Below are 12953 nucleotides of genomic sequence, written 5' to 3' on the forward strand. Positions count from 1 at the left end.
GAACGTATCCAGTGTGTTGATACGTGAAAACAAAATGCATCATGCGTGATCCTTAAGACGATTGTTTAAACAATTATTGAGGTCGTTCAAGGTGTTGTCTATGCTTCACGGCAGTAAACTCACGAAAGTGTGCCCAATATCAACTTGGGCCAGCCTAAAGTCCGTTTGTTGCATATTTATTGCGTACCGCTCAGCAACGCACCGTCCCAGTGTCGAGGCGTTAGCCCGCAAGCGGCAGTATGATTAGCCATCATCCACTTTTTTTATATGGATAATCATAGCGGGCCGATTTGTCACAAAATTGTCATTGTAATGAAATACAATCAAGAGCTTGATTAAAATAAGAGGCGCAAATGACCCACTCCTCACCATCACTTTCTGACACCAAACGTGCGCGACGTTTAAAAGATAAACTGACGCGTCAAACAGTGCGCTTTGGTGGTGTGATGGTATTAGTGACCTTGTTGCTGCTGTTTTTTTATCTTTTAACTGTCGTGATTCCGCTGTTTCATCAAGCCAGTGTGACGTTAAGTGAACGCTTTTCTGTCTCTTCACCTGGAGCGCCACGGTTTGTTGGCGCTGATAATCGTAATCAACTCGTTTATAGCTTGGATGAGACAGGCGTCTTGACGGTAGCGCGTCGTCCTCGTCAGTCATCGATGCCTCAACAGCCTCAACAGCCTCAACAGCCTCAACAGCCTCAACAGCCTCAAGAGAAGACAACTTTCCCGCAGGCTGAAACTGTCTTACAACGCGCGCTATCGACCCTCAGTGATCCTGCGATGAGTTGGGCTCAAGCAACGGCGCCTTTTATCGCAGTGGAAAATGCTCCCGGTGAAGTGGGCGTTTGGCAATTACGCTTTGGCAACGATGACCAAGCCGGTGATGCGGTGATCCCGCAGTTATCGCGTATATCTGCGTTTGGTGGACCCGTAACGGTGGATGCGAATAGACAGCCGCTGGATAAGATTGCCCTGGCGATACCGGATAGCTTGCATGGCCAGCCGATAGCGCCTGTGTTGGCGGCTGTGACTGCCGATAATCAATTGATGATCTACCGCGGCCAGCATAAAACATCATTCCCTTTGAGCGCGCCAGTCAATCAGTTGGCATTGTCGGGCGATGGACAACGGTTATTTATCCGTCAGCATCATACTTTATCGGTTTGGCAGGTTAATAATGACATGCCCATTAAGCGCGAACGCCTAGATCTCACTCATGTGAACGATAGCTCGGTGGTTAATATGACGCTGCTAGCGGGGGGACGCTCGTTAATATTGCAGCATCAAAATGGTGACTTGACGCAATGGTTTGATGTCCTCAAGAGCGGTGAGCCGTCATTGACCAACGTGCGTACGTTTTCGCCCGGTGCTGGGGCAAAAATAATAGCGCCAGAGTTACATCGTAAAAGCGTGGCCACCGTGGATGATACTGGGCAGCTGAGCTTGGTACATGTGACCAGTGAAAAACAGCGGCATTTTGATAAACGGTTTACCTCGGTCCCGGAGGCGCTGGCATTTGCTCCTCGCGCCAACGCCTTGATGGCGGTGACACAAAATCAGTGGCAGTGGTTGGCGGTGGATAATCCTCATCCTGAAGTCAGTCTCCATTCTTTATGGCAAAAAGTGTGGTACGAGGGATACTCATCGCCGCAATATGTGTGGCAGTCGACATCGGCCGACGATAGCTTTGAAGCAAAGTTGAGTGTGGTGCCGGTGATCTTTGGCACACTAAAAGTGGCCGTGGTTGCCTTACTGTTCGCGGTGCCAATGGCCATTGGTGCGGCTATTTATACGGCTTACTTTATGTCATCAGGGTTGAGGCGATGGGTCAAACCGACGGTTGAGACGATTGAAGCATTACCTACGGTGATCATTGGCTTTTTAGCCGGCTTATGGCTTGCCCCTTGGGTTGAAGCACATATTGCTAGCGTCTTTATGTTGTTGATCCTGGTCCCGTTTGTGTTGCTGGGGTTGAGCGCCTGTTGGCGAATGATCCCCCGCTATGCTCGCCGTCGCTTGCCGGATAATGCCCAAATACTGGTGATTATCCCGGTGTTGCTGTTAGTGGGGACAATGGCCGTGTCTTTAGGGCCTTGGATTGAGCAGATTTGGCTGGGAGGCGATGCTCGTCAATTCATTACCCACGAGCTAGGCATTGGTTATGATCAACGTAATGCCTTAGTGGTTGGGATCGCGATGGGCTTTGCTGTGGTTCCCACCATATTTTCGATTGCTGAAGATGCGATTTTTTCGGTTCCGCCACATCTAAAGCAAGGTGCGTTAGCACTGGGGGCAACGCATTGGCAAACATTGATGCGGGTTGTGTTGCTCACCGCTAGCCCAGGGATATTCTCGGCGGTGATGATGGGATTAGGTCGCGCGGTGGGTGAAACCATGATTGTGTTGATGGCCACAGGGAATACACCGATTATGGATTGGAACCTGCTCGAAGGGCTTCGGACCTTGTCGGCCAATATTGCGATCGAAATGCCAGAGTCCGAAGTGGGGAGCTCGCATTATCGTGTGTTGTTTTTAACCGCGTTTATTTTGTTTGTTTTCACCTTTGTCTTTAATACGTTGGCTGAACTTGTTCGTCAGCGTTTACGCGACAAATACAGTCACCTTTAATTGAGATGAGAGTGCGCATGCGTCCATGGATAAAATCTGGCACGCCTTGGGTCTGGATGACGGCAGGGATGGTTAGCGTCAGTCTTATTGCCATTCTCGGTGTCTTACTCTTGCTCGGTGTTCGTGGCTTAGGCTATTTTTGGCCCACACCGGTGACCAGTTTTGAGTTACAGACGGAACAGGGCGTAGAAACTGTCGTTGGCCAGATTTATCGAACCGATGAGGTTGATGCGACTCAGCTTATCGACGCCGGTGTTCGCTTACCCGCATACCGGCAATCCGCGTATCAGCGCTTGGTGGTTAAAATTGGCAACCGTGAACGAGAAGGGCTCGACTTTCGTCAGTTACTTGCGTTTCAGATAAAAAGCCAACACACGCCGATTGAGATGGCGATGATTGAGCGCAGCGAGAACGGTGTCTTTTATGGCAAGCCAACAGCGTATATTGATCAAAGCGGTACACGTCATGGATTAGTGATTTCTGCGCTGCGTCAGCAACTGGCGGATTTGGCGGCACGTCGTGATGCAATCAATAAAATTGAACAAGTCCATCTGTCAGGGGTGAATTATCAGCTCGAACAGTTGCGATTAGAGGAAAAATCTCGCGAACTTGAGGGGACGTTGGACAAGCGCGCCCAATCGCAGATTGCATCCCGCCGCACGCAGTTGCTCACTCAGTATCAACAACTGGAGCAAAAGCTCGCACAGTTGCGGGATAAACAGAAAACAGGGCAACTGGTTGTCGAAGATAGCCATGGTGATGAGGTCGCATTGCCGCTCGAGAATGTGCTAAATATTTGGTACCCCAACGCGATGAGCGGCGTCGATAAGCTGACATTTTGGGGGCACCAAGTGGCGGCTTTTCTATCTGAATCACCGCGTGACAGTAATGCCGCAGGTGGGGTTTTTCCGGCGATTTTTGGCACCGTTTTTCTGGTCTTATTAATGGCAGTAATTGTTACCCCTTTGGGCGTGGTCGCGGCGATTTATCTGCATGAATATGCGCCTAAAACGGCGTTCACTCGGTTGATTCGGATTGCGGTAGTTAACCTCGCTGGGGTGCCATCCATTGTTTATGGTGTGTTTGGTTTAGGCTTTTTTGTCTACTTCATTGGTGGCACCATTGACGATATCTTTTATCAAGCGGCGCAACCCGCGCCGGTGTTTGGTACGCCAGGTATTCTGTGGTCAGCGTTAACGTTGGCGATCTTAACCTTACCGGTCGTGATAGTCTCAACAGAAGAAGGGCTAGCGCGTATTCCTACAAGCGTCCGTCATGGTGCCTTTGCCTTGGGCGCGACCCAATCTGAAATGCTATGGCGAGTCGTCTTACCGATGGCAAGCCCGGCGATGATGACGGGGTTAATTTTAGCGGTTGCCCGTGCCGCCGGTGAAGTGGCGCCTTTAATGTTGGTTGGGGTGGTGAAAGTGGCGCCTTCTCTGCCGGTTGATGGCAACTTTCCTTTCTTACACTTAGAACGGAAGTTTATGCATCTCGGCTACCATATTTATGATGTGGGCTTTCAAAGTGCGCATATCGAGACTGCGCGACCTTTGGTGTATGCGACGTCGTTTTTACTCGTGTCTGTGATCGTGGCACTGAACTTATCCGCGATCGGTATCCGTCATTATTTGCGTGAAAAATATCGCGCATTAGAACTGTAACGATAAGGATCCTGCTCGATGTTTTCGATAAACCCGCCTATAGGTGCCACGCCGAGCTTAGATTTGGGAAACTTACCGAACGAGCAAACGGCGTTAGCTATTCGGGATTTGAATCTTTATTACGGGGCGACTCAAGCACTGTTTGATATCAGTATGCGTATCCCGAAGGGCAAGGTCACAGCGTTTATTGGCCCTTCTGGGTGTGGGAAGTCGACCTTACTGCGTTGCATTAACCGCATGAATGATTTGGTGGATGGGTGTCGCGTGCGGGGCGAAGTCACCTTACATGGGCAAAACATCTATCACCGCGAAGTTGATGTGCCTGCGTTACGTCGTCAAGTCGGTATGGTATTTCAGCGTCCTAATCCGTTTCCGAAATCCGTTTATGAAAATGTCGTTTTTGGATTGCGGCTGCAAGGCATTCATGATCCCCGAACCTTAGATGATGCGGTGGAGCGTTCACTGCGAGGTGCGGCGCTGTGGGGAGAGGTAAAAGATCGTCTTAACGATAATGCGTTTGGTCTTTCAAGTGGACAGCAGCAGCGGTTGGTGATCGCCCGAGCAATCGCGATTGAGCCAGAAGTGTTATTGCTGGATGAGCCCTCTTCGGCGCTGGATCCTATCTCAACACTGACGATTGAAGAGTTGATCAACGATCTTAAAAAACAATACACAGTGGTGATTGTTACCCATAATATGCAGCAGGCGGCACGGGTGTCAGACCAAACTGCCTTTATTAATATGGGCCGCTTGGTAGAGTACGCGGATACTGACACCTTGTTTACCACACCAAAAAATAAACAGACGGAAGATTACATCACCGGTCGCTACGGATAAGGAGCAGGCCTTGGATAATTACAATATTAGCCGCCATATTTCTGGCCAATTTAATGCTGAGTTAGAAGCGATTCGCACTCACGTCCTAGCGATGGGGGGGCTGGTGGAGCGTCAGCTCACCGATGCTCTTCGTGCCATGCACAATCAAGATGAAGAGCTAGCGCGCCATGTGATTCGTGAAGATCACAAAGTCAATGGCATGGAAGTCGCCATTGACGAGGCCTGCACACGGATTATTGCTAAGCGCCAACCGACGGCAAGCGATCTGCGCCTGGTGATGGCAATCATTAAAACCATCACGGATCTAGAGCGTATTGGCGATGTGGCTGATAGCATCGCGAAAATGGCATTGGACAATGCCAGTCATTCTCAGCAACCTTTTTTGGTTTCTCTAGAGGCATTGGGTCAGCGTGCTGCCAAAATGCTGCATGACGTACTGGATGCGTTTGCGCGGATGGATATTGATGCGGCCATGAAAGTCTACCGTAAAGACGATTCTCTCGATCGTGAGTATGAGGGAATTTTGCGTCAGTTGATGACCTATATGATGGAAGATCCTCGTTCTATCCCTAATGTGCTAAAAGTGATGTGGTCAGCGCGTGCGATCGAGCGCGTGGGCGATCGCTGCCAGAATATTTGTGAGTACATCATCTACTTTGTAAAAGGGAAAGATGTTCGTCACATTCAAAAAGAGGAGCTCGAAAAGCTCCTCAAATAGGCGTTTAGTCGTTATCGATCCACTCACTGACCTTATCAGGGACAAAACTTTGGTCATGAAGCGGCATGCGCACATAGCCCTCTTTGCTGATCTCGGGAAGAATAACGTCTGGGTATTCAATCTCTTGATAGGGGATCTGGGAGAGAAGATGCGCGATACAATTAAGTCGCGCATGCTTTTTATTATCAGCTTCCACTACCCACCATGGACTTTCCTTGGTGTCGGTATAAGCAAACATGCGATCTTTCGCCTCACTGTATTGCACCCAGCGGCTGCGTGATTCCAAATCCATGGGACTAAATTTCCAGCGTTTTATTGGCGTGTTTATTCGCTCGGCAAAACGCTTTTCTTGTTCTTCGTCGGAGACGGAAAACCAGTATTTGAGCAAAATAATCCCCGAGCGGATCAGCATTCGCTCAAATTCAGGGCAAGTGCGGAAAAACTCTTCATATTCTTCCTCGGTACAAAACCCCATGACACGTTCTACACCGGCTCGGTTGTACCAACTGCGGTCGAATAAAACTATCTCTCCGCTCGCTGGAAGGTGTTCGATATAGCGTTGAAAATACCACTGTGTGCGCTCGCGTTCCGTCGGTTTATCTAGTGCAACCACACGGCACACGCGTGGGTTGAGTTTTTCGGTAATCCGTTTTATCACCCCACCTTTACCGGCAGCATCTCGCCCTTCAAAGATCACCACGACTTTCAGCTGTTTGTGTTTTACCCACTCTTGTAATTTGACTAGCTCGGCTTGCAACTCAAGCAATTTTTTTTCGTAGTGTTTTTTACTGATTTTAGGGGGCTTTTTATCCGACAAAGCAGCACTCCTTTTGTGAAAAACATCATTTCAAGTTAGGAAACTCAACGGTGAGATGCAATATCCTTATCTCTAGGACACAAGCTTCTCGACAAAAAGGTTTGGTCAATCACAGTATGATGAGAGCGGCTGGCGTATTGCATTTAACTGAATCGAGCGACTGCCTGCTTTACCGCCCTGACTTGCATGGGATCAGTGATGGGGTAACCGATCTTTTCACCTTCACCCATCGTCGCCATCGCATGAGTGTGGGCGGCGCTTGCTTGTGTGGTACGCGCGGACAGGTGGATATCTCGTGCGCCGGTATGAGCGATGATTTCTGCGGCATTATGCGCTGTGATCCCGGCACCTGGCATGATCCGAAGCGGCGTATGACGGACGTAATCGACCCAGGCTTTTAGTGTTTCTTTGCCTTGCTCGGCATGGTTGGCACCACCTGAGGTCAGAATACGTTCCACGGCAGGTCGCGCGATGAGGGCGTCTAACGCTGCCATTGGCTCGGTGCAATGATCAAACGCCCGATGGAACGTCACCCCCATACCTCGGGCTTCGGCCAGCATGGCATCGAGTAACGTTAAGTCTACTGTCCCATCTGGGCGTAAGGCGCCAATCACCACGCCATGACAGCCAGTTTTGCGGGCAGTGGCAATATCTTTAAGCATCACTTCAGCTTCATCATGGCTATAAACAAAGTCCCCTTCTCGTGGACGTATAATCGCGTAAATAGGCACGCGAGCTTGTTGCATCGCTTGATTCAGGGTGCCCATACTTGGCGTGAGGCCACCGAGCTTGAGTGAAGCACAAAGCTCGATACGGTCTGCGCCCGCTTGCTGAGCAATCGATAAAGATTGGATACTATCAATACATACTTCGACGGTGACGGTCATAGGTGCTCCTTGTTTGAACGGTCTAGCATAACCGTGACCAGAGCAAGCGTCATGAACAAATCAGACAAGGTGTGACATGTAGAGAAACGGGAGGGAAGGAAGGCGTTGAGAGACAATAAAAAAAGGGCCCGGTTTAACCGGGCCTCATTATACTGTTACATTGCTCAGTGCGGGGCACGTAACCTTATTACAGGTCGTCAGTGTGCTCAGACAGATACGCGGCAACACCTTCAGGTGACTCAGCCATACCTGCTTTACCTTCTTCCCACTGTGCAGGACAAACTTCGCCATTTTTCTGGTGGAAGTTCAATGCATCAACCATACGTAGCATCTCGTCAATGTTACGGCCTAGTGGCAGGTCGTTAACGACTTGATGGCGAACAACACCGTCTTCGTCGATCAAGAATGAACCACGGAATGCAACGCCCGCTTCTGGGTGTTCAACATCGTATGCTTTACAAATTTCGTGCTTCACATCAGCAACCAGTGGATATTTTACTGCGCCGATACCGCCATCATCGATAGCTGTCTTACGCCATGCGTTGTGTGAGAACTGAGAGTCGATAGACACACCGATTACCTCAACACCTTTAGCTTGGAAATCGCTCAGGCGCTTATCGAATGCGATCAGCTCTGATGGGCACACGAAAGTGAAGTCGAGTGGGTAGAAAAAGACAACTGCTTTTTTGCCTTTGGTGAACTCTTTCAGGTTGAAGTTATCAACGATTTCGCCATTACCTAGTACGGCAGCGGCAGTAAAATCTGGTGCTTGACGACCTACGAGTACCATATCTCAGCTCCTATTTAATTGTTGTCCTGATAATCAGGTTCCTATATAAGCGAGACAAACTATAGCTAACTTGTTAGATTGAAAAAAGTGGAATTAATAGATTGTTATAATCGGAAAATACGATTGTTTAAAATATGACGTTATGAACAAATATCCTTCATTAAAGCAGCTACACTATCTGGTTACCCTGTCAGAAACGCGTCACTTTGGTGAGGCGGCGAAATTATGCTTTGTCAGCCAGTCGACACTGAGCGCAGGGATTCAAAATCTAGAAGAGTTGATTGGAGCACAGCTGATTGAGCGTGACAATAAAACCTTAGTCCTCACCGGCATGGGTGAAGAGGTGGTACGCCGAAGCCGGGAGATTCTCGCCCGTAGCCAAGATCTTATGGAGCTAACGCAAGTTAAGTCTGATCCTATGCATGGTAAGGTGCGTTTAGGGTGTATTCCGACCATTGCACCTTTTTTACTCTGTGATGTGGTCAAGCAAGTCAATCAACACTATCCAAATTTAGATTTACTGCTGCGCGAGGATACTACCGCCAATTTACTCACGGCGCTTAAACATGGCGAAATGGACATATTGATCCTTGCACTCCCCATGGATATTGGCACCATGACGCGTCGAATTGTTGGCCGCGATCCCTTTAAAATGGTCATGAGCGGCAAACAAGCAGCACAGCTTACATTGCCCGTTGATTATGAATCCCTCCCCGATGAGTCTGTCTTTTTATTAGAGCGTGAACACTGTCTCACCGACCATGCTGTCTCTGCCTGTCAGATGACTGCCTCGCAGAAGATTAATCCTTTTATGGCGACCAGTTTACATACCTTGGTGCAAATGGTGGCCAACGGCAATGGTGTGACCTTTATACCGCAAATGGCGATTGATCATGGTTTAATTGCTAATTTAGATGTGCATCTAGAAACCCCACCAGGAAAAGCAGCCTATCGTGATATCGGCATGGTATGGCGGCCATCTTCCAGTCGATTAGAGACCTTTAATAATCTCGCTGATCTGGTGACAGGACTGCTTTCCCCAACAGGTAAAGACACATTGACCGAAAATCAGTGATAAATTCTACATTAAAGGTAAAAAATTAGTTTTATATTCTGTTTGAGTGTCATAAAAACCGCGATGCCGACGTTGGATTATTATCACGAAAAAAAGCAGCACGCCTGAGTGCTGCTTTTATTTTTACAGCTAATATTATGATTTTAAATAAAAAAACAACTTTTTTGTTCAGTTGCTAGTGGCTTGTCTTGTAACTTAATTACGTAAGTGGTTACACTTAAGTGACAAAAATATGATCTTGGTAGCAGTGTTACATCATTCTGCTAATCCATTCAAAAAAGCATATTCGAGCTTATACTCTAAACTATTTAAATGTCTGATTTTAAGTGTTTATTGCTGGTTTTTGATTGATAGGTGTGAGGTGTTAGGTTGATTTTTATCCGAGGTTGAGTCAACGTAAGATAACTAGCGTGGCGTTGAGTGAGTGAGATGCCACTTGATGTCCGTAAACAACTTTTGTTGTGATTGGATTACAAATGACAGCCAGGGAGGCGATATGACAGAAGCATGCTCAACCTTACGCGAATCACTGGTAATTAACGAGACCGTTACCCCAGCGCAGGCAGAAATCCTAACCGATGATGCCTTGTGTTTTTTAGCCAGTTTGGCTAATCGATTTGCGGATCGTATACCTGGGCTTCTGGCCACTCGCGAGCAGCGCCAACAGCGTATTGATGCGGGAGAGCTGCCCGATTTCCTTCCTGAGACGCGATCGATTCGCCACGATGATTGGACCATTCGAGGCATCCCCAAAGACTTACAAGATCGACGGCTAGAAATTACTGGCCCAGTGGATCGGAAAATGGTGATCAACGCCCTGAACGCCAATGTGAAAGTGTTTATGGCGGACTTTGAAGACTCGTTCGCACCAGCTTGGCCACAAGTGGTCGAGGGGCAGCGCAACTTGCGCGATGCTATTAACGGCACCATCAGTTACGAACAACCAGAGACAGGAAAGCGTTATCAACTTAACGATGATCCCGCGCGCCTGATCTGCCGGGTTAGGGGCCTTCATCTGACAGAAAAACATGTCATGTGGCAAGGTAAACCGCTGCCTGGGGCTTTATTTGATTTCGCGCTCTACTTTTTCCATAACTATCGTCGGTTGCTTGAGACAGGATCCGGTCCTTACTTCTACTTGCCCAAACTACAAGCCTATCAAGAAGCGGCGTGGTGGAGCGATGTGTTCTCATTTACAGAAGATGAATTTGGGCTAAGCCGAGGCACGATCAAAGCAACCGTATTGATCGAAACCCTACCGGCCGTGTTTGAAATGGATGAGATTTTATATCACTTACGCGATCACATCGTCGCGCTGAACTGCGGTCGCTGGGATTATATTTTCAGTTATATCAAAACACTTCGTAATCATCCTGATCGGGTGCTACCTGACCGTCAGGTGGTCACCATGGACAAACCTTTTCTCAATGCTTACTCGCGACTGTTGGTGAGAACCTGTCATAAGCGCGGTGCATTGGCCATGGGAGGGATGGCGGCATTTATCCCGAGCAAAGACCCAACCGAAAACCAACAAGTGCTCGAGAAAATCGAAAAAGATAAAACGCTAGAGGCAAATAATGGCCATGATGGAACCTGGATTGCCCACCCCGGATTAGCAGACACGGCGAAAGCCATTTTTGATAAAGCGCTCGGCGATAAGCCGAATCAGCTAACGGTTTCTCGTGAGCAAGATGCGCCAATTACCGCGGCGGATTTGCTTGCGCCTTGCGATGGAGAACGCACCGAAGCGGGCATGCGCCACAATATCCGGGTTGCGGTCCAATATATCGAGGCATGGATTTCGGGTAATGGCTGTGTGCCGATTTACGGCTTGATGGAAGATGCGGCGACCGCCGAAATTTCGCGTGCGTCGATCTGGCAATGGATCAAGCATCAAAAGCCGCTCAGCAATGGCAACGTGGTAACCAAAGAGCTATTTACGCAGTACCTCGAAGAAGAAATGGCTGTGCTTGAAAACGAACTGGGCACTGAACGTTTTGCTCAAGGGCGATACCGCCAAGCGGCAACGTTAATGGCCGAGCTGACAACCAGTGATGAGCTAGTTAACTTCTTAACCCTGCCAGGGTACGAGTATTTGCCTTAATGGGCATGGAAGCAAAACAACAACATGGAATGAAAGCGAAGGGCTGACAAGGCTCTGCTAACAAAGAGGAATGGAACATGACTTTGACTCGCCAACAACAAATCGCGCAACTGGAAAAGGATTGGGCTGAAAATCCACGCTGGAAAAACGTAAAGCGAACGTACACCGCTGAAGAAGTGGTCAGTATGCGCGGCTCTTTTGTCCCCGAGAATACCATTGCTAAACGCGGCGCAGCTAAGCTGTGGGACCTTGTTAACGGCAGTGCGAAAAAAGGCTATGTTAACTGCTTGGGCGCGTTAACGGGTGGCCAAGCTGTGCAGCAAGCAAAAGCCGGCATTGAAGCTATTTACTTGTCAGGCTGGCAAGTGGCAGCCGACAATAACACAGCGTCCAGTATGTATCCGGACCAGTCACTGTATCCAGTTGACTCAGTCCCCTCGGTTGTTAAACGTATCAACAATGCTTTTCGCCGCGCGGATCAAATACAGTGGTCAAAAGGTGGAACCCCAGAAGAGGGGACTGATTATTTTCTCCCTATTGTTGCCGATGCCGAAGCTGGCTTTGGTGGTGTACTCAACGCCTATGAGTTGATGCGCAATATGATTGAGGCAGGCGCAGCAGGCGTCCACTTTGAAGATCAATTGGCGTCAGTGAAAAAGTGTGGTCACATGGGTGGAAAGGTATTGGTGCCAACCCAAGAAGCCGTGCAAAAGCTGGTTGCAGCGCGTTTGGCGGCGGATGTTGCAGGGACTGACACGCTCGTGATTGCCCGTACCGATGCTAATGCGGCTGATCTGCTTACCTCAGACTGCGACCCTTATGATAAAGACTTTATTGCAGGTGAGCGCACCGCAGAAGGTTTTTATCGCGTGCGTCCAGGGATTGAACAAGCGATTTCCCGTGGTCTCGCTTATGCACCGTATGCTGATTTGATTTGGTGTGAAACCGCGACACCGGATCTGGAAGAAGCACGTCAATTTGCCGAGGCGATTCATGCGCAATATCCGGATCAATTATTGGCATATAACTGCTCGCCATCCTTTAACTGGGAAAAGAACTTGGATGCCGACACCATCGCTCGTTTCCAGCAAGCGCTGTCCGACATGGGTTACAAGTATCAGTTCATCACCTTAGCGGGCATTCACAACATGTGGTACAACATGTTCGATCTTGCCCACGCTTATGCGCAAGGTGAGGGAATGCGCCACTATGTAGAGAAGGTACAGCGACCTGAATTTTCTGCGGCGGAGCGTGGTTACACGTTTGTGGCTCACCAGCAGGAGGTCGGCACTGGCTATTTTGACCAGATGACTAATATTATCCAAGGCGGTCAATCTTCGGTAACCGCACTGACGGGCTCAACGGAAGAAGATCAGTTTTAATTAAAACCGTTATCATGGAAATGAAGCCAGAAAGGGAGTGGAAACACTC

At 48.8% G+C, this 12953-nt stretch carries 10 protein-coding genes; 7 read left to right on the plus strand and 3 right to left on the minus strand.

Annotation, left to right across the window (positions count from 1 at the left end):
* Positions 1-353 precede the first annotated feature (353 nt).
* From BZG76_RS04025 to phoU, 4 genes are read left to right on the plus strand one after another with little or no spacing between them, the layout of a single operon-like run.
* The gene (locus tag BZG76_RS04025) at positions 354-2630 is read left to right on the plus strand and encodes an ABC transporter permease subunit (RefSeq protein ID WP_077460254.1); all 2277 of its coding nucleotides are present in this window, start codon (positions 354-356) and stop codon (positions 2628-2630) included.
* A 17-nt stretch (positions 2631-2647) separates the two neighbouring features.
* The gene (gene pstA, locus BZG76_RS04030) at positions 2648-4294 is read left to right on the plus strand and encodes a phosphate ABC transporter permease PstA (RefSeq protein ID WP_077460255.1); all 1647 of its coding nucleotides are present in this window, start codon (positions 2648-2650) and stop codon (positions 4292-4294) included.
* A gap of 18 nt (positions 4295-4312) precedes the next feature.
* Positions 4313-5131, plus strand: coding sequence for a phosphate ABC transporter ATP-binding protein PstB (gene pstB / locus BZG76_RS04035; protein WP_021022901.1), 819 nt, complete (start codon positions 4313-4315; stop codon positions 5129-5131).
* A 10-nt stretch (positions 5132-5141) separates the two neighbouring features.
* Complete coding sequence (gene phoU, locus BZG76_RS04040) at positions 5142-5849, plus strand: phosphate signaling complex protein PhoU (RefSeq protein WP_021022902.1); 708 nt, start codon at positions 5142-5144, stop codon at positions 5847-5849.
* 4 nt (positions 5850-5853) lie between these two features.
* Here the strand turns inward: phoU and ppk2 are convergent, their stop codons facing one another.
* The 3 genes from ppk2 to BZG76_RS04055 all read right to left on the minus strand — a co-directional run bounded on the left by ppk2 (position 5854) and on the right by BZG76_RS04055 (position 8343).
* The gene (gene ppk2 / locus BZG76_RS04045) at positions 5854-6666 is read right to left on the minus strand and encodes a polyphosphate kinase 2 (RefSeq protein WP_077460256.1); all 813 of its coding nucleotides are present in this window, start codon (positions 6664-6666) and stop codon (positions 5854-5856) included.
* A gap of 143 nt (positions 6667-6809) precedes the next feature.
* A complete protein-coding gene (locus tag BZG76_RS04050) occupies positions 6810-7553 on the minus strand; it encodes a copper homeostasis protein CutC (protein WP_077460257.1) in 744 nt (247 codons plus the stop codon).
* A gap of 187 nt (positions 7554-7740) precedes the next feature.
* Positions 7741-8343: a peroxiredoxin C gene (locus tag BZG76_RS04055; protein WP_021022905.1), complete on the minus strand. Its 603-nt coding sequence runs from the start codon at positions 8341-8343 to the stop codon at positions 7741-7743.
* 142 nt (positions 8344-8485) lie between these two features.
* On the opposite strand from BZG76_RS04055, the gene BZG76_RS04060 reads away from it, so the two are divergent.
* From BZG76_RS04060 to aceA, 3 genes are all read left to right on the plus strand, one after another.
* The gene (locus BZG76_RS04060; protein ID WP_077460258.1) at positions 8486-9418 is read left to right on the plus strand and encodes a hydrogen peroxide-inducible genes activator; all 933 of its coding nucleotides are present in this window, start codon (positions 8486-8488) and stop codon (positions 9416-9418) included.
* 496 nt (positions 9419-9914) lie between these two features.
* Positions 9915-11522, plus strand: coding sequence for a malate synthase A (aceB, locus tag BZG76_RS04065; RefSeq protein ID WP_077460259.1), 1608 nt, complete (start codon positions 9915-9917; stop codon positions 11520-11522).
* A 77-nt stretch (positions 11523-11599) separates the two neighbouring features.
* On the plus strand, positions 11600-12904 hold the full coding sequence (gene aceA, locus BZG76_RS04070) for an isocitrate lyase (RefSeq protein ID WP_021022908.1): 1305 nt from the start codon (positions 11600-11602) through the stop codon (positions 12902-12904).
* The last annotated feature ends 49 nt before the right edge of the window (positions 12905-12953 follow it).

The organism is Salinivibrio sp. AR647, from assembly GCF_001995415.1.
GTDB lineage: Bacteria > Pseudomonadota > Gammaproteobacteria > Enterobacterales > Vibrionaceae > Salinivibrio > Salinivibrio costicola.